Below are 17063 nucleotides of genomic sequence, written 5' to 3' on the forward strand. Positions count from 1 at the left end.
AAAAAAGCCTTGAATTCTCAAGGCTTTTTAGAATGCGGAAGATGGGACTTGAACCCACACGACTGCAATAGCCACAAGATCCTTAGTCTTGCTCGTCTGCCAGTTCCGACACTTCCGCGCGTCTCAACAAAAAATATTCTATCACTTATTTTTCTTTTTGTCAAGAACTTTTTTAATTATTTTTTGTTTGTGAATCCTTTTCACAAAAATAGCCCTCTTATTTTTTGAAGGCTAATCGGGGTGACAGGATTCGAACCTGCGACCTCCTGGTCCCAAACCAGGCGCTCTAGCCAAACTGAGCCACACCCCGTCTCATCTCTCGATTGGTGTATCTCGAAGACAAAACTTATTATATTGTCTTTCCCCCCATTTGTCAACAGTTTTTTTACATATTTTTCAATATTTTATCACTATTTATTGCGGCGTGCGCATTCTGCCCGGAGAGATCTTATATTCATAAGAAATTCTTTTGACTCCCCTATAGAATAAAAAAACGCCATACAGCGCCGCGCACAAGCGCAGCACCTGGCATCTTTTCATCTATCCACTCTCGTTCCTTTTACCAATCTGAAATTAAGCCAATTTAGATTTTGCAACCTCTGCGAGTGTTGTGAACCCTTTTGCATCGTTTACTGCCATCTCTGCCAGCATTTTTCTGTTCACTTCAACACCTGCAAGTTTTAAACCGTGCATAAATTTGCTGTAGGAAAGTCCATTCATTCTTGCTGCTGCGTTGATACGAGCAATCCAAAGCTGTCTCATCTGACGCTTGCGCTGCTTTCTTCCTGCATATGCACTTGTAAGAGCTCTCATTACAGACTGCTTCGCAACTCTGTACTGTTTAGATCTTGCTCCTCTGTATCCTTTTGCGAGTTTTAAAACTTTATTATGTTTTCTTCTAGCGTTCATTCCGCCTTTGATTCTTGCCATCTCTTATAATCCTCCTTCAATTGTTTTTCTACATCTTACAGGTATGGTAAGATTTTCTTCATATTCTTTACGTTAGATGCATCTGTAACAGTTGTTTGTCTAAGATTTCTTTTTCTCTTAGTAGATTTTTTTGTTAAGATATGGCTTTTATAAGCTTTCGCTCTTTTTAATTTTCCTGTACCTGTTACTTTGAAACGTTTTGCAGCTGCTCTGCTTGTTTTTATTTTTGGCATAATTTTGTCCTCCTCCGTCTCTTTGGCCTTTTCTTGCGGCTGAATATTTATGTGTTTAACGTTTTTCAGTTAAAACCATGCTCATGCTTCTTCCCTCGAGTTTTGGCGCTTTTTCAATGACAGCTACATCTTCCAGCATATTTGCAAAATCATCAAGAATATGTTTGCTTGTCTGTACATGTGCCATCTCTCTTCCCCGGAACCGAAGCGTTACTTTTACTTTATTGCCTTTTGCAATAAATTTTCTGGCGTTATTCACTTTTGTATTCAGGTCATTGCCCTCAATATTTGGTGACAGGCGCACTTCCTTTACTTCAACAGTCTTCTGTTTTTTCTTTGCTTCTTTTTCTTTTCTCGCCAGTTCATACCGGTACTTTCCGTAATCAATAATCTTACATACCGGCGGTTTTGCTGTTGGAGCAATCTTTACCAAGTCTAACTCAGCTTCCACGGCAATTTTCATCGCTTCTTTCGCTGACATAATGCCGAGCTGTTCTCCGTTTTCACTGATTACTCTCACTTCTTTGTCTCTGATTTGTTCGTTGATCATTAAATCGCTAATTGTAGTACACCCCCATCAATGGAATTCATTAAACTTACAAAAAAAAGTGAATAGCACAAGACTATCCACTTTCTATACATAAACAAAGATTTCTCAACATCTGTATTCTCTGCAATATAAAACCATTAGTCACTCAATCGTGCTAAGGTGAGAGTGGATACTCTTCTTTCTTTTCTTCACACGCAGATAATATTACCATGTCTTTTTTCTGATGTCAATACCTTTTTTATACTTTCAGGAAATCAAATGGTCCCAAATCCCACTGCATAACTCCGGCTACTGAACTCAAAAGAATGAGTACCATAAATACCGGACAGATCCATTTGATCATAACTTTGAACAATTTTTCCGCCTTGAAACTTCCATTTGTGACTTTGACTTCCTCGCTGATCACCTTTGGCTTTAAGAAGAAACCGACAAATACACAGGTAAAGAATGCGACGATCGGCATCAGTACACTGTTGCTTGCAAAATCCATGATGTCCAAAATCGTCAATCCCTGCCAACTGATTCCGTTTAACAGCCCAAATCCAAGGGAAGATGGAAGTCCCATCAAAACTGCGATCGCAAGTACCAAAATACAGGTTGGTTTTCTTTTCCATCCCAATTTATCCATTACAACTGATACGATCGTCTCCATCAGGGAGATAGAGGATGTGAGTGCTGCAAAAAGAACCATGAGGAAAAACAGTGCTCCTATCAGTCCTCCTGCAGGCATGCTGTTAAATACTTTCGGCAATGTGATAAACATCAACCCAGGGCCTGCGCTCAAAGCAGATTCATCTCCTCCTGAGAATGCAAATACAGCCGGAATGATCATAAGCCCTGCCAGGAAAGCAACTCCTGTATCGAAAATCTCAATCTGTCTTACCGCGCCTTCCAGACTGTTTTCTTTTTTCATATAGGAACCGTACGTGATCATGATTCCCATGGCAAGTGACATGGAGTAAAACATCTGTCCCATAGCAGCCACTACTGTACTTGCGGAGAAGTCCTCCATCTGAGGAAGAAGATAATACTTCACTCCCTCTCCTGCCCCTTCAATGGTACAGCTGTAGATAGCGATGATTATAGTCAGCAACACCAGCACCGGCATCATAAATTTGCTCACTTTCTCAATACCTTTTTCCACGCCAAGCGCTACGATAATAGCTGTCGCGCCAATAAAAACTGCAAACCAGAGGATTGGTTCCCCAGTAGATGCGGTAAATTCAGAAAAATATGTATCTCCTGCTGCCTGTGCTGCCCCTCCTGTCGCAAATGTCACAAGATATTTGATCACCCATCCTCCGATCACAGAATAATACGGGAAAATGATGACTGGTACGAGCGCAGCTAAAACTCCGACAAATCCAAACCGCTTATCCAGTTTTTTAAATGCCCCAATTGGGCTTAATCCTGTTTTTCTTCCGATCGCAATCTCCGCAACCATCAAAGAAAATCCAAATGTCACTGCAAGTACAATGTAAACGACCAAAAAGGTGCCCCCTCCATACTTTGCAGCAAGATATGGGAATCTCCATATATTTCCAAGTCCAACGGCAGAACCTGCTGCAGCCATGACGAATCCCATTTTGCTTGAAAAGCTACTTCTTTCCTTCATCCTTTCCATTCCTCTCTTTAACTTTAGTGTGTTGACTTATTATTACATAAAACTGCCAGAATAGCAAGTAGAGATGCCTTCTTATGCTTTTTTATTTCCCATACAGAACGTTGCGACAACACCCGGCCCCGTATGTGTTCCTATCACTGTGCCTATATTATTAATAATAACGTTTGAAATTCCATACTTTTTCTGTATTTGTTCCTTCACATACTCGGCATCCTCAATACAATCCCCATGGGTGATCATTACAAGATCATTTTCCTTCTCATAACCTTTCATCTGATTTTCCATCATATCCACGATCCTGTTCAACGCTTTTTTTCTTCCACGCTCTTTTCCGATAACCTCAAGTTTACCTTCGTCATTCAAGTAAATAATAGGCTTGATCTGTACCATGGTGCCAAGAATCGCTGTGGCCTTTGACACCCTTCCACCGCGGTGCAGGTGATGCAGATCATTCACTGTCACATTGTGACAAATGTGAAGTTTATTTTTCTCCACCCAGTCTGCAACCTCTTCCAGTTTCCTGCCCTGCTCTTTCAAAGCAAGCGCTTTTGTAAGAAGAAGCCCCTGCCCGAGGCAGGCGCAAAGAGAATCTATCACAATGATCTTTGCCCCCTCTTTCTCCTCCATCAAAGTCTGGGCTGCAATTCTAGCGCTGTTGCATGTACCGCTCAATCCGGAAGAAAAGGCAATATGCAGGATATCATATCCTTTCTCCAGTTCCTTTTCAAACATTTCCCTGACCTGTTCCGGATTGACCTGGGAAGTCGTTGGCATAGAGCCGTTCCTGATCTTGTCAAAAAATTCTTTTGGACTTAGACCATTTCTGTCCTCATAAGTGATTCCATCGATCGTATAGCTTAATGCTATGTACGGGACACCTTTTTCTTCGAGCATACTTTTGGGCAAGTCCACTGTACTGTCTGTAGTGATAATATACTCTTTCATTCGTCTCCTCCTGCTCTTCATTCTCTTTGCTTTTTATCATATCATCATTGATGTGATTATGCAAAACGAATTTGGCGGGGGCAGCTTTCTGCCCCTCAAATCCTGTTTTTAGTTTTTGCTGATATGCAGGTAATTTCTTCCGGAAAGTGTCCTGTTTCCCGCTATCGCACAGATGATCACAATACATCCAATAAGAAATCCCGGAAGGTTTAACGCGGCTGTCAGCACCAAAAGAAGAAGTCTCATAAATTTCAGGGCGTATCCCAATTCAAAATTCGGCTGTGTATAATTTGCTACAGCTACGAAAGCCATATAGAGCATCACCTCCGAATTAAACCATCCTGACTTTACGGAAAATTCCCCCATCACAATACCTGCGATCACACTCAAAGGGGTACTGAGCATACTCGGTGTGTTGAGGGCCGCCAGTCTCAGCCCGTCAATGGCCATCTCCAAAAGCAAAAACTGCAGGACAAGCGGAACATGGATGGAATCCTGCACATTGATAAAAGAAAAAGGTTTTGGAATCCATTCCGGATTCTGCATAAACAGAAGAAACACCGGGGTGAGGAATACAGTGAGGAATGTGATGATTCCCCGCGATATCTTCAGGTACACCCCTGTGATCGTAGGGAAATAATAATCATTTGCCTCCTCTATCATATCCAGAATGGAAGTGGGAAGGATCAATGCGGATGGAGAATTGTCCACAATCAAGACAACCTTCCCTTCCAGCAGACATGCAGTCGCTGTATCCGGTCTTTCTGTAAATTTGTATTTTGGCATAGGATTATACCATTTTCGTTTAAAAATTCCTTCCGCCAGTGTTTCCTGATTCATTTTCAGGGCATCGGTCTGTATGCTTTTAATGCGGGTTTTTAATTCCTGTAGCACTTTATCATCAACCCGCTCCTCCATGTAACAGATGGCCACATCTGTCCTGGACGCATCTCCCACCTGCACAAGCTCCATCACAAGATGCGGATCTCTGATCCTTCTTCTCATCAGGGCAGTATTGAATATAATGTTTTCCACAAATCCATCCCTGGAACCTCTAAGAGCCTTATCTTTATCCGGCTCCCCTACACTCCTGGCCGGATAACTCCTGCAGTCAATAATCACAGCTTCCTCGTACCCATCCACAAAAAAGCATATGGTTCCGGACAACAGTTTATAGAAGATCATATCAAAATCACTGATAACATCCACCTGCCCATAAGGTACAAAACGTTCCGAAAATTCGCGCGCATTCTCTGCCATCTTTAGTTTTGGAATATCAAAAAATTCACTCACGATCCTATTTAGTATTTCATCTTTGATAAATCCATTGATAAAATAAAAACTGCTCCTTTTCCCACCAATGAGCAAATCCTTACACACAATATCAAAACTTTTTCCTATTGGAAGAACATATGATACATACCGCTTGTTCTCCTCAATCTGCCTGCTCACTTTTTTGGACATGAAACTACTCCTCCTATCGGATTTAGTGTTAGCATGTCCTGTTTTTACATCTATTATACAAAAACAGGATGAGACAGTTTTCCCTGCCTCATCCTGTGCTTTTCATATATTATTTGCTTGTGCTCCCAAAACCACCGTTGCGCACTCCATCTGCATCATCGTCAACCGTAATCCCGTATTCTACAAAGATTCCCTGCATAAATCCATTCCCAGCAGGAATGCTGACTGTTTTTCCTTCGTTCGTATCATTTGTCAGTTTTGCAAAAATATGTCCCTCATTGTCCGAATAGAAATAATCACTGTCAATAATTCCAACTGTATTGTTCATCTGCAGGCGGTATTTGAATCCCAGTCCACTTCTTGGATAACATTTCAACACCCAGTTTTCTTCCATCTCCACGCGGATTCCCGTCGCAATCTTTATGGTTTTTCCAGGCTCTATCGTAATATTCGTAGGAGCATAAAAATCGTATCCTGCGGAGCCTTTTGTAGCGCGCTTTGGAAGTTTTATGGCATCATAGACCTTTCGGATGTTCTCTTCCTTTTCCTGTGGACAGATGTCTGCATATCCTTTCTTAAACTGTTCATAGCTGACTTTATAAAACTTTGCGATTCTTCTCATATTCCCTCCTAAGCATATCTTTTTTATCATATATAAAGCCCGATTTCAAGTCTTTTTGCTAATTTCCGCACTCAATGCTGATTTCATTGAACAGAGAGAGAATTGTATCCACAGACACTTCTTCTTTTTCTTTTCCTTTTTTATCCAGGATGCACTCTCCTTGGTGCATCATCATAAGACGGGTTCCGTACTCCACTGCATAACGCAGATTATGAGTCACCATAATAGTGGTCAGTTGCTTTTCTCTGACAATTTTGTCTGTAAGCTCCATGATCAGGTCCGCTGTCTTTGGATCCAGGGCCGCGGTATGTTCATCAAGGATCAAAAAATCAATCGGCGTCATAGTTGACATCAGAAGCGCCATCGCCTGACGCTGCCCTCCCGAAAGACTGCCTACTTTTACATTCAACTTGTCTTCCAACCCAAGACCAAGCTGTCTTAAGCTTTCCTTGTACGCATCAATCCTGGTTTTATTGGTGCCCCTGGATAGACCAAAAAATTTACCTTTGTTGTCCGCCAGAGACATGTTTTCCAATATCGTCATGTTCGGACAGGTTCCCATAGCCGGATTTTGATGCACTCTCCCGATTCTCCGGTTTCTTTTAAACTCTTTTTCCCTTGTGATATCTTTTCCTTCCAGCTTAATGGTCCCTGCCTCCACCGGTATACTGCCGCAGATAATGTTCAAAAGAGAAGTTTTCCCTGATCCATTGCTTCCGACAATGGAAATAAATTCTCCTTTTTGGACAGAAAGATCAAAATTATCGAACAGACACATTTCGTTGACCGTGCCCGGATTATAGTATTTGTGTATCCCCTTTAACTCAAGCATTTCCCTTCACCTTCTTCTTTCTCTCCATACTGATAATCAGGATTACAAGGAACAAAACCGCTGTGATCAGTTTCATGTCCTGCGGTTCAAAATTCCGGATCGCGATCGCTACACATGCCTTGTAAAGCACAGAACCGATCAGAACACTCGTCGTTGCCTTGATCACAGTCATTTTTTTGAAAAGGCTTGTTCCGATGATCACACTTGCAAGTCCGATGACAATCGCTCCTGTTCCCATAGAAATCTCAAACACTCGCTCCTCCTGACAGAAAACGCTGCCTGCAAGGGAAACAAGACCGTTCGCCAGAGCAAGGCCCAATATCTTTACATTCCCGTCTTCTTTTGCAAGGGAGATCACAAGCCTGTCGTTGTCTCCAACTGCACGGAGAAGAAGTCCTGACTTTGTCTTTAAATATAAATCCAAAATTATTTTTACAATCATCGTCAAAATCAATACGATGATCAGTGTCATGTACGGCATCATGCTCTCTGGCACAAAACTTTTTAGCATATCATTGTTAAAAATAGACTCTTTGGAAAAAAGCGGAACATTGGATGTACCCGCAACCCTTAAATTGATCGTCCAAAGCGCTGTCATCATGATGATCCCTGATAGCAGATCCCGGACTTTAAATTTTACGTGGATCAACCCTGTACACACACCAGCCAGTGCCCCTGCCACAAACGAAATCAAAAGAGTCAGATACGGATTGACCCCCTTTACGATCAGTGTTGCTGTCACAGCTGCCCCTAAAGGGAAACTGCCATCCACAGTCAAGTCAGGAAAATCCAGTATTTTATAAGTAATGTATACGCCAAGGGCAAGTATTCCATAGATAAGCCCCTGCTCTAAAATTGTAACTGCCAAATCCATAAGGCGCCTCCCAATATTTTGTCTTATTTACGGTCCTACTTTGTATCAATTTCGTCAAACACTTCCTTTGCCTCGTTTTTGAGCTCTTCCGGAAGTGTGATCCCAAGATTTTCGGCTGTTTTTGTGTTCAGGTAAAGATAACTTTTGGAAATTGTTTCATATTTGATCTCGGATGCTTCTTTTTCCCCTTTGAGTACCTGGGCTGCCATTTTTCCGGTCTGTTTTCCAAGATCCACAAAATCCAGCCCTTCTGCACCAAGACATCCCAGTTTTACCTGCTCGATTTCACTTCCGAATACCGGAATCTTCTTTTCATTTGCCTTTTCCAGAATAGTAGGTAGAGAGCTTACAACCGTATTATCTGTCAAGTTTGTAAGACAATCCACTTTATCCATAAGGCTTTCCGCTGCCAGTGGAATATCTGCTGTGGTAGAGATACCGGAAGTCTTGATTTCAAATCCGTAATCTTTTGCGTATTTTTCATATACTTTGATCGCAGATTCTGAATTCGCCTCACTTGTTGTATACAGGATTCCGATCGTCTTGGCATCCGGAAGGATTGCACGGATCATCTTTAACTGTTCTTCCACAGGGAGCATATCACTCGTCCCGGTGATGTTGCCAACGGACTCTCCATCCTCTGTTGCAAGCTCAGCTGCAACCGGGTCTGTGATCGCTGTGTAGATGACCGGAATCTCAGAATCCATGGCCGCATTAAACGCTGCCTGGGCACTCGGAGTTGCAATGGCGCAGATCATATCCACGCGGTCGGACACAAAACCTTGTGCTATCTGCGCTGCAGTTCCCTGATCAGATGCAGAATTCTTATATTCTACTTTTAAGTTCTTTCCTTCCTCAATTCCTTCTTCCTTTAAACCTTCCAGAAATCCTTCCCTGCAGTTATCTAAAGAACCATGTTCCGCAAACTGGGAGATTCCGATCGTGTACATATCCTTATCTTCTGATCCGGAACCTTTACTTCCACATCCTGCCGCCATGACAGCCACCATCACTGCGCTCATTAAAATTGCTAACATTCTCTTTTTCATCTTTTTCTCTCCTTTTCAAAATAAATAAAAAATGACATTTGCTATGCTAGGAGAACAGACACTTTGCGCGCCGCCGCAATACTGCAAAGCGGTAAAATACTTTATTTTGGCGTGCGCATCCTGCCCGGAGGGCTTTTAATTCTATAGGGGGGAGACATAAGGACTTTCCTATAGAATGAAAAAACGTCCCAAACCATGCTGGTTTGAGACGGTAATAAACTTGTATTATCGCGGTGCCACTCAAATTGACGTTAAGTCCTCTTTCATGTACTAGCATACATCCCACATTGATAACGGGTTTGGTTCCCGACAGCGCCTACTTTTTTCATTTCAGGCTGCCCTCGAAAGTCCATTCGGATATCTGCTCCACACGGCAATCCCACCGCCTGCCGCTCTCTGTTGTTTCACCTGATATCTTACTACTCTTTCTCATCGGTTTTTCTTTTATTACTTTATCACTTTAAATCACTTTTGTCAATTGCTTTTTCTCATTTTTCTTCTATCCACCGATTTCCGACATCTTTTTCTTTTCCAGCATGTTTCCTGTTAAATCACATCTTTTTTCTTGCTGTTCCTGAAATTTATGTTCCTTCGGTTTTTGAAAGATGCTTTTTACGATCAATTCTGTCAGCTCGTGCTCAGTCCTTCCTTGTCTCAACATACGTTTTAGTTCCACATGTGATTCGTACTGCAGACAAGGTTTCAAAACTCCATCCGCAGTCAGGCGGATACGGTTGCACTGGGAACAAAACTTGTGGGACATGGCACTTATAAACCCAATCCTACCCAAAAATCCTTGCACTTTATAATAAATGGCTGGTCCATTCCCCTTTTCTTTTTGCTCCTCTACATCCCCATATCTTTCTTTGATGCGTGCAAGCAGTTCATCCTGCCCCCCGCTCGTGTACTGTTTTCCAGTGCCTATTGGCATCATTTCAATAAAGCGGACATCGACCTTCGCATCTTTGGCATATTCCGCCAGAGAAAGCCATTGTCCTTCATTGAGCTCTCGGGCAAGGACACAGTTGATCTTTACGGTCATGGGATATTTTTTAGCCTCCTCAAAGCCCTCCATCACCTGCTCAAAATAGTCTATGCCGGCAATAGAAGAAAAGTGCTCTTTCTGTGCTGCATCCAGACTGATATTTACAGAGGAAATCCCGGATTGATAAAGTGCTCCTATCTGATCTTTCAGAAGAACCCCGTTTGTGGTCAGCGTCATCTCTTTCACTCCCGGAATCTGCCCGATACGAAAGACAAGATCTGCAAGCCCTTTCCGCAAAAGGGGCTCACCTCCTGTGAATTTGATCCTGGAAATCCCGATATCCGCAAATATACGGCAAAGCCGTACGATCTCTTCGTCGGTCAGCAACTCGTCTTTTGGGAGAAACCGAAGATTCTCTTCTCTTGGCATACAATATACACAGCGCAGATTACACTGGTCCGTCACGGAAATCCTAAGATAATCGATAACTCTTCCATACTGGTCCTGCATCTTCCCCTCCCCTATTCTGCTGCGCATTCCTGTGCCTCACCGCCCAATATCTCAATGCCGTGGATCAAGGTTGGAAGAACTGTTTCCAGATTCTCTCTGACTGCTTTGGGGCTGCCGGGCAGATTGACGATGAGCGTTTCATTCCGGATGACCGAGACTCCTCTTGAGAGCATGGCTCTTTTTGTAACCTGCATGGATGCGGCGCGCATGGCCTCGGAAATACCGGGAGCTATCTTCTCCGCAACTTTGAGCGTTGCCTCCGGCGTAATATCACGCTTAGAAAATCCGGTCCCCCCTGTCGTCAAAATCAGCCGGGCCCTTTTCTCATCACAGATTTCCCGAAGAAGTGTTTCCAGTTTCTCCTCATCATCCGGAATCAGATGATATTCCTCCACATAATATGTGTTGCTTTCCTCCAGCATCTTTTCAATACATGCCCCGCTCACATCTTCCCGCTCCCCTTTTGCCCCCTTATCACTCAGGGTTATGATCGCAGCAGAAATCCGGTTTTCCCTTGTATCTTTCATTTTCCGCCTCCTTTTCATTAAAAATAGTTCCGCTTTTTCCGCCTGTCTTTTTATAAAGATAAATGCCACCAATCTCCATCGTCTTGTCCATTGCCTTGCACATATCATACACTGTGAGAAGAGCTGCGGAGACACCGGTCAGCGCCTCCATCTCTACCCCAGTCCTCCCAGTCACTCTGACTGTACATGTACAGTGAATCTCCAGATGGCTGTCATCTATCTCAAAATCAACCGCGCACTTGGAAATTGGCAGAGGATGGCACATAGGAATCAGCTGTGATGTCTGTTTTGCCCCCATGATACCTGCAACTGTGGCACAGGCCAGCACATCCCCCTTTGCAGCCCTCCCTTCTTTGACTGCCCGCAAAACCTCTGCGGTTACTTTGATCTTCCCTTTTGCCACTGCCTCCCTGTATGTCTCTTTTTTTTCCGTCACATCCACCATGACAGCACGGCCCTTTTTATCAAAATGTGTAAATCCCATATCTTACTCCTTTTCTCTGACATTATACTATAACACATCTTCTGTTTCTGTAAAGGAGAAACAGCGGATTTTGAAATTTCCAAAATCCGCTGCTCTATTTTTATGCCATCAAAGCCTTTATATCATCTTCTACTGTTGTAATCCCTGTAATCTGGAAGTTTTCCACCAAAAGTTTTGCTACATTCGGAGACAAAAACGCCGGGAGCGTTGGCCCAAGGTGAATATTCTTCACGCCAAGGGACAAAAGGGCCAAAAGCACGATAACTGCTTTCTGCTCATACCACGCAATATTGTAGACGATTGGCAGCTCGTTGATATCCGCAAGCTGGAATACTTCCTTTAACTTAAGAGCGATCACCGCCAAAGAATAGGAGTCATTACACTGTCCTGCATCCAATACTCTTGGAATTCCCCCGATGTCTCCAAGGTCCAGTTTATTGTATTTATACTTTGCACATCCTGCTGTCAGGATCACGGTATCCTTTGGAAGCGCTTTGGCAAATTCTGTATAGTAATCCCTCTTTTTACTTCTCCCATCGCATCCGGCCATGACAACGAATTTGCGGATCGCACCGGATTTCACTGCATCCACAATCTTATCTGCAAGTGCCATCACCTGACCATGTGCGAATCCTCCGACAATCTCTCCGCTCTCAATCTCTTTTGGAGCAGGACACTGTTTTGCCATGGCGATCATTTCGCTAAAATCCTTCTCCTCCCCGCATGCTCCTTCTATATGTTTACATCCTGTAAATCCCACAGCTCCGGTTGTAAACAGCCTGTCCTTGTAAGAATCCTTTGGCGGGACAAGGCAGTTTGTCGTCAACAGGATCGGGCCGCCGAAACTTTCAAATTCTTCCTTTTGTTTCCACCAGGCATTTCCGTAATTTCCCACAAAATGTTCATACTTTTTGAAGGCCGGATAATAGTGGGCCGGCAGCATCTCAGAGTGAGTGTACACATCCACCCCGGTTCCTTTTGTCTGTTCGAGAAGCATCTCCAGATCTCTTAAGTCATGTCCTGACACAAGGATCCCCGGGTTCTTTCTCACCCCGATAGACACTTTTGTGATTTCCGGATTTCCGTATCTTTGTGTATTCGCCTCGTCCAGAAGAGCCATAGCGCTCACGCCAACCTCTCCGGTTTTAAGTGCAAGAGCAGTAAGTTCCTCAACAGAAGCATGTTCATCCAGCATTTTTGCCAGCGTTTCCTGGAGAAATGTGTCAATCTCCTCCTTCTCCCATCCAAGGGCATTGGCATGTTTCAGGTAAGCAGACATTCCTTTTAACCCATAAGTGATCAGCTCACGGAGACTTCTGATATCCTCATCTTTTGTGGCGAGTACTCCTGTTTCCTCTGACACTTCTTCCCAGGTTTCCATTGTCCAAAGAGCTGCTTTTGAAAACCCGAACTCGTCCGAAAGTTCTTTCCGGATCTCATCTCTTTTCTCCAATGTCTTTTGGATTCTTTCTTTTATTTTTTCATCGTCAAAATTAGCATTTGTGATCGTCACAAACAAGTTTTCCGTTACCAAATGATTGCATGTACCCGGAATGATCATTCCTTTGTTTCTGGCTCTCATCAGAACTTCTGACAGCCCCTTTGTCGCATATACAAGCATATCCTGCAAATTTGCAGTAGCTGCACTTTTTCCGCACACTCCTGCATTTGTGCACCCCTTACATCCGGCTGTCTCCTGGCATTGATAGCAAAACATTTTATGTTCCATGATAATATCTCTCCTTTGTTTTCTTAGAATGCCACCATTATAGAATTTTGAGCGCAAAAAATCCGTTGCAAATGCAACGGATTCGACACAATTTTCTGCTCTTTTATTTTTGTTTGTCAAGGCGTTTGATCAGCCACGCACATCCAAGTCCTCCCACAAGATTTCCTGCTGACACAAACACCAGCACTTTGACGATATCCATAATTTCAGCGCCAAACATAAGCACATATGAGGAAATATAGAACATATCCGCCACAATATGTTCAAATCCGCAGAACACAAAAGCAGTGATAAAAAGCCACACATAAAAAATCTGCGCAAAGGACCCTTTTTCCTGTTTTGCCCCTATCAGCACTGCAAATGCCACGAACAGCGCACAAAAAATTCCGAGTATGAAAAGGCTTAAAGGATCATCAGAAAGTTTCACATTTCCGATACTTTCCACGGAATTGCGGATCCCTGTTTCAAATCTCGTAAAATGAACTGCCACCGCAGCAATCACCGTTCCGATGCCATTTCCAATCCATGCAATGACGATATCTCCCCATCCATAACTGCCGTCATACACTTTGAGTGGACACACTCTTGTCACAAGCATGTTGTGCAGGTTCAGCACAAGCAGAATTCCCGTCGCAAAAAAGAGACTTCTTACAATTGTGTCGGGAATGATCAGGTACACCATCGCTCCCATGGAAATGAACACGCCTGCAACTACACTGCTTATCCATTTGTCTTTCATCTGTCTTCTCCTTTGTCTCTTTGTTATTTATTAAACAATCTTATTTATTGTACTAAAGAGACACTGGAAATTCAACATTTTTTTCCGAAGTTTTCAAGGACTTTCTCGTACGCCAGACGCGGTACGCCATCTTCTGATCCCCCGATCAAACGGATGACCCCGCACTTTTGATACCCCGCTCTCTCCAAAACATGCTGCATGCGCACATTGTCCTCATGTGTATCGATCCGGATGCTAAAAACTCCTTCTTTTTGCGCCAGTTTTTCTATCTCCCCCAAAAGAAAGGAGGCCATTCCTTTCCCTTTGCAGGAAGAATGGACGGCAAACCGATGCACGATTGCATGATCTTCTCCCTTTGTCAGCCAGGCTCCGCCCTCTATTCTCTCATAACTCTTTTCACTGTCAAAACTTACCGCGCACATAGCTTTCGGCCCATCTTTTTCCTCGATCACGTAGGAACATTTTGCCCTGATATCTTTTATAAGCTGCTCCCTGTCCGGATACCCTCTCTGCCACTGATCAATCTTTTGCTCTTTCAAAAACCGGATCGCATCTTTTAATATCTCCTCCATGCCGGCCAGGTCATGTTCTGTTGCCTTCCTGAATCTTCCGTTCATGCCATCTTCCATTCCTTCTTAAATTTTGTATGCTCTAGGCATCATTCCAGAAAAGTATAGCATTTCACTGCGAAACGCACAATCCCCCATCCTGCTAGTTTTTTTCTTCTTTTTTCCTTTCTTTCAGCTGACCGATCACAACATCTTTGATCTTTCTTTTCTCAACCTGAAAGACAACGCCAAGTTCACCATAGAGGTTGTCCTCCGCAATCTTAAAATACCGTTCGTCCAGGGAGATTACCTTTTTTCCTTCTTTTAACCGTTTCTGCTTTCTAAAGTAAATGGTTTTGATGACTTTTACAAGTTCTCTGCAGTCACATTTTCTTACGATTTCTTTGTACTCTTCCTCACTTTGCTTTTTTCCTTTGTCTTGCAGCACTTCTATTGTACTGATTTCGTCTATCAAATGCCTGGCCTCTTCTTTTGTGATGATTTCTCTCATTGTCACTCTGTGGTTGTCCACAGGGGTGTAGATCACACCTTCCTTATCATAATAAGGCCGCAAAGTATAGTAAAGTTTTTCTTTATCCGCACCAGCCAGCTGTAAACCTCCAATTTTTTCTACCTGGCAAACACCATTGTCGCCGTACACAATATACGCCCCAATTTCAAACACCTGCATCACCTTTCTTTCTAAAACAGATTCATACTTCCGCTCATAAAAAACCCGCTAGTTTTGACAAAATCAACTAAACGGGTTCGTAAAACTTTTATATGACTATTTTAGCACTTTTCAGTAATTTTTGTAAGACTTGAGGTGTAAAAATTTTTTTCAGCTCTTTTGCAAACGATATCCCTCTTTTGTTTGTCTATTATCTCCAAACACTTTACTTTTTCTCTTTTATCTGTTTTTGCACCTGATGAATATAAGTACTAAGGCCCGCCACCAGTATCCCCTGGGTCACCGCAGTGAACACTGCCATGGCAACATCTTTGGCACCTGCAAAAGAACTCGTGGCAAATACATACAGCGCACATACAGCGATTCCCGCCGCTCCATTGATAAGCGGAATATACCTGCAGTCAATCTTTCCGCTTTTCTTTATCCCACCCCCAATGAAGTAGAGGACAACCGCCACTACGAGAAGTTCGGGTCTTACATAATCCATGATCTCCATTTCTTTGCACCTTTTCTTTTTTACCAGTATATGCAGCACCTTTTAATCTGTGGACGAAATATGGTTTATCGTTGCCCATAGACGAAAAATCTGTTCTGCTGTATCCTGCAAATTTTCCTTTGCCGTATGTACCTGCATTGCCTCTTCTGATGACACAGGAGTCTTCAGAATGGAAAAACAGGCGTCAATCCCCTGTTCATTGCATTTTGTTGCGCTCTCTCCAATGCTCCCTGAAAGGGCAAGAACCGGTTTTCCATACTTTTTTGCCAATTTTGCAATTCCCACCGGAGCTTTTCCCATGGCGCTCTGAGCGTCAAGTCTTCCCTCCCCGGTCACAACCACATCCGCATCTTTGATCGCATCTTCCAGATACGTTTTTTCTGTCACAATCTCAATGCCTGACTTTATCACTGCATTTGTAAAGGTAAGAAAAGCAAAGCCCAAGCCTCCAGCGGCGCCTGCTCCAGGCGCAAAAGGGTCAGCGTCCGGATAATGCTTTTTGGCAAGCAGCGCATACTGTTCCATCCATGCGTCCATCCTTTTTATCATTTTTTCATCCGCCCCTTTTTGCGGACCAAAAACTGCACTGCATCCTTCAGGTCCGCAAAGAGGGGCGCCCACATCGCACGCAATCTCAAATGTACACTCTTTTAGCATGTCCGGCACATTCTCTTCTGTAATATGGGCAAGCGATGCAAGCCCCAAAGCACCGTTTGGCACCGGATTTCCCTTTTTGTCCCACAACCCAAATCCCAGTGCTTTCAGCATTCCGATCCCACCGTCATTGGTTGCACTTCCGCCGATACCAACAAGAAAATGCCTGCACCCTTGTTCCATGGCATCCCGGATTACTTCCCCTACTCCATATGTTGTTGTGTAAAGCGGATTTCTCTTTTCTTTTTTCACCAGCGTAAGCCCGGCTGCCCTGGCCATCTCAATGACAGCCATTTTTCTGGCTTTGACAATCCCATAGGTGCACTCCACACAGTCTCCCAGAGGAGCGGTAACTCTCCTTGTTCTTCTCTCTCCTTCCAGTGCCTCTGTCAGAACATCCAAAAAACCTTCTCCTCCGTCCGCGATTGGTTTTCTCACAACCTCACTGTCCGGAAGTGCTTTCTGGATTCCAACCGCTGCTGCATCTGCCGCCTCTAAAGAACCTAAACTTCCCTTAAACGAATCCATTGCCACTACAACCTTCACACGCACTCTCTCCTTTTCTTAGTATAACCTT

The 17063-nt window shown here is 43.4% G+C and carries 19 protein-coding genes, 2 tRNA genes and 1 other annotated feature; all 21 genes read right to left on the bottom strand.

Annotated elements, in window-relative coordinates:
* Positions 1–33: 33 nt before the first annotated feature.
* Positions 34–118 (bottom strand) — tRNA-Leu (locus B5F18_RS02780).
* 117 nt (positions 119–235) lie between these two features.
* A tRNA-Pro gene (locus tag B5F18_RS02785) sits at positions 236–310 on the bottom strand.
* 263 nt (positions 311–573) lie between these two features.
* The gene (gene rplT, locus B5F18_RS02790; RefSeq protein ID WP_087156144.1) at positions 574–930 is read right to left on the bottom strand and encodes a 50S ribosomal protein L20; all 357 of its coding nucleotides are present in this window, start codon (positions 928–930) and stop codon (positions 574–576) included.
* 35 nt (positions 931–965) lie between these two features.
* Complete coding sequence (gene rpmI / locus B5F18_RS02795; protein ID WP_087156145.1) at positions 966–1163, bottom strand: 50S ribosomal protein L35; 198 nt, start codon at positions 1161–1163, stop codon at positions 966–968.
* Between the two features lie 55 nt (positions 1164–1218).
* Complete coding sequence (gene infC / locus B5F18_RS02800) at positions 1219–1713, bottom strand: translation initiation factor IF-3 (RefSeq protein ID WP_087156146.1); 495 nt, start codon at positions 1711–1713, stop codon at positions 1219–1221.
* A gap of 238 nt (positions 1714–1951) precedes the next feature.
* Positions 1952–3328, bottom strand: a complete 1377-nt coding sequence (locus tag B5F18_RS02805; RefSeq protein ID WP_087156147.1) for a sodium-dependent transporter — start codon at positions 3326–3328, stop codon at positions 1952–1954.
* A gap of 81 nt (positions 3329–3409) precedes the next feature.
* Positions 3410–4282, bottom strand: a complete 873-nt coding sequence (locus tag B5F18_RS02810; protein ID WP_087156148.1) for a DegV family protein — start codon at positions 4280–4282, stop codon at positions 3410–3412.
* A gap of 108 nt (positions 4283–4390) precedes the next feature.
* Positions 4391–5746 carry a spore germination protein gene (locus tag B5F18_RS02815; protein ID WP_087156149.1) on the bottom strand — a complete coding sequence of 452 codons (1356 nt, stop codon included), beginning with the start codon at positions 5744–5746 and terminating at the stop codon, positions 4391–4393.
* 109 nt (positions 5747–5855) lie between these two features.
* Positions 5856–6368, bottom strand: a complete 513-nt coding sequence (locus B5F18_RS02820; protein WP_087156150.1) for a deoxyuridine 5'-triphosphate nucleotidohydrolase — start codon at positions 6366–6368, stop codon at positions 5856–5858.
* A 58-nt stretch (positions 6369–6426) separates the two neighbouring features.
* The gene (locus B5F18_RS02825; RefSeq protein ID WP_087156151.1) at positions 6427–7200 is read right to left on the bottom strand and encodes an ABC transporter ATP-binding protein; all 774 of its coding nucleotides are present in this window, start codon (positions 7198–7200) and stop codon (positions 6427–6429) included.
* Positions 7193–8074 (bottom strand): ABC transporter permease, encoded by an 882-nt coding sequence (locus B5F18_RS02830; protein ID WP_087156152.1) that lies wholly within the window; start codon positions 8072–8074, stop codon positions 7193–7195. The genes B5F18_RS02825 and B5F18_RS02830 overlap by 8 nt, the downstream gene beginning before the upstream one ends.
* A gap of 35 nt (positions 8075–8109) precedes the next feature.
* A complete protein-coding gene (locus B5F18_RS02835; protein ID WP_087156153.1) occupies positions 8110–9123 on the bottom strand; it encodes an ABC transporter substrate-binding protein in 1014 nt (337 codons plus the stop codon).
* A gap of 201 nt (positions 9124–9324) precedes the next feature.
* Positions 9325–9565, bottom strand: a binding site (T-box leader).
* A 57-nt stretch (positions 9566–9622) separates the two neighbouring features.
* Positions 9623–10618 (bottom strand): GTP 3',8-cyclase MoaA, encoded by a 996-nt coding sequence (moaA, locus tag B5F18_RS02840; protein ID WP_087156154.1) that lies wholly within the window; start codon positions 10616–10618, stop codon positions 9623–9625.
* Positions 10619–10629: 11 nt separating this feature from the next.
* The gene (locus B5F18_RS02845; protein ID WP_204217060.1) at positions 10630–11145 is read right to left on the bottom strand and encodes a MogA/MoaB family molybdenum cofactor biosynthesis protein; all 516 of its coding nucleotides are present in this window, start codon (positions 11143–11145) and stop codon (positions 10630–10632) included.
* Complete coding sequence (moaC, locus tag B5F18_RS02850; protein WP_087156155.1) at positions 11093–11629, bottom strand: cyclic pyranopterin monophosphate synthase MoaC; 537 nt, start codon at positions 11627–11629, stop codon at positions 11093–11095. Before moaC ends, B5F18_RS02845 begins: the two co-directional genes overlap by 53 nt.
* 100 nt (positions 11630–11729) lie before the next feature.
* Positions 11730–13358, bottom strand: a complete 1629-nt coding sequence (hcp, locus tag B5F18_RS02855; protein ID WP_087156300.1) for a hydroxylamine reductase — start codon at positions 13356–13358, stop codon at positions 11730–11732.
* A gap of 103 nt (positions 13359–13461) precedes the next feature.
* Complete coding sequence (locus tag B5F18_RS02860) at positions 13462–14097, bottom strand: formate/nitrite transporter family protein (protein ID WP_087156156.1); 636 nt, start codon at positions 14095–14097, stop codon at positions 13462–13464.
* Between the two features lie 71 nt (positions 14098–14168).
* Positions 14169–14714: a GNAT family N-acetyltransferase gene (locus B5F18_RS02865; RefSeq protein WP_162607525.1), complete on the bottom strand. Its 546-nt coding sequence runs from the start codon at positions 14712–14714 to the stop codon at positions 14169–14171.
* A gap of 94 nt (positions 14715–14808) precedes the next feature.
* Positions 14809–15336 (bottom strand): CarD family transcriptional regulator, encoded by a 528-nt coding sequence (locus tag B5F18_RS02870; RefSeq protein ID WP_242955788.1) that lies wholly within the window; start codon positions 15334–15336, stop codon positions 14809–14811.
* Between the two features lie 205 nt (positions 15337–15541).
* A complete protein-coding gene (locus tag B5F18_RS02875) occupies positions 15542–15832 on the bottom strand; it encodes a phage holin family protein (protein ID WP_087156158.1) in 291 nt (96 codons plus the stop codon).
* A gap of 42 nt (positions 15833–15874) precedes the next feature.
* Positions 15875–17032 carry a glycerate kinase family protein gene (locus B5F18_RS02880; RefSeq protein WP_087156159.1) on the bottom strand — a complete coding sequence of 386 codons (1158 nt, stop codon included), beginning with the start codon at positions 17030–17032 and terminating at the stop codon, positions 15875–15877.
* Positions 17033–17063 lie beyond the last annotated feature (31 nt).

Origin of the sequence: Lachnoclostridium sp. An181, from assembly GCF_002160325.1 — a bacterium.
In the GTDB taxonomy this organism is placed as follows: Bacteria; Bacillota; Clostridia; order Lachnospirales; family Lachnospiraceae; genus An181.

Coding starts and splice junctions, on each gene's coding strand:
- rplT (WP_087156144.1), bottom strand. CDS start 930: ATGGCAAGAATCAAAGGCGGAATGAACGCTAGAAGAAAACATAATAAA.
- rpmI (WP_087156145.1), bottom strand. CDS start 1,163: ATGCCAAAAATAAAAACAAGCAGAGCAGCTGCAAAACGTTTCAAAGTA.
- infC (WP_087156146.1), bottom strand. CDS start 1,713: ATGATCAACGAACAAATCAGAGACAAAGAAGTGAGAGTAATCAGTGAA.
- B5F18_RS02805 (WP_087156147.1), bottom strand. CDS start 3,328: ATGAAGGAAAGAAGTAGCTTTTCAAGCAAAATGGGATTCGTCATGGCT.
- B5F18_RS02810 (WP_087156148.1), bottom strand. CDS start 4,282: ATGAAAGAGTATATTATCACTACAGACAGTACAGTGGACTTGCCCAAA.
- B5F18_RS02815 (WP_087156149.1), bottom strand. CDS start 5,746: ATGTCCAAAAAAGTGAGCAGGCAGATTGAGGAGAACAAGCGGTATGTA.
- B5F18_RS02820 (WP_087156150.1), bottom strand. CDS start 6,368: ATGAGAAGAATCGCAAAGTTTTATAAAGTCAGCTATGAACAGTTTAAG.
- B5F18_RS02825 (WP_087156151.1), bottom strand. CDS start 7,200: ATGCTTGAGTTAAAGGGGATACACAAATACTATAATCCGGGCACGGTC.
- B5F18_RS02830 (WP_087156152.1), bottom strand. CDS start 8,074: ATGGATTTGGCAGTTACAATTTTAGAGCAGGGGCTTATCTATGGAATA.
- B5F18_RS02835 (WP_087156153.1), bottom strand. CDS start 9,123: ATGAAAAAGAGAATGTTAGCAATTTTAATGAGCGCAGTGATGGTGGCT.
- moaA (WP_087156154.1), bottom strand. CDS start 10,618: ATGCAGGACCAGTATGGAAGAGTTATCGATTATCTTAGGATTTCCGTG.
- B5F18_RS02845 (WP_204217060.1), bottom strand. CDS start 11,145: ATGAAAGATACAAGGGAAAACCGGATTTCTGCTGCGATCATAACCCTG.
- moaC (WP_087156155.1), bottom strand. CDS start 11,629: ATGGGATTTACACATTTTGATAAAAAGGGCCGTGCTGTCATGGTGGAT.
- hcp (WP_087156300.1), bottom strand. CDS start 13,358: ATGGAACATAAAATGTTTTGCTATCAATGCCAGGAGACAGCCGGATGT.
- B5F18_RS02860 (WP_087156156.1), bottom strand. CDS start 14,097: ATGAAAGACAAATGGATAAGCAGTGTAGTTGCAGGCGTGTTCATTTCC.
- B5F18_RS02865 (WP_162607525.1), bottom strand. CDS start 14,714: ATGAACGGAAGATTCAGGAAGGCAACAGAACATGACCTGGCCGGCATG.
- B5F18_RS02870 (WP_242955788.1), bottom strand. CDS start 15,336: ATGCAGGTGTTTGAAATTGGGGCGTATATTGTGTACGGCGACAATGGT.
- B5F18_RS02875 (WP_087156158.1), bottom strand. CDS start 15,832: ATGGAGATCATGGATTATGTAAGACCCGAACTTCTCGTAGTGGCGGTT.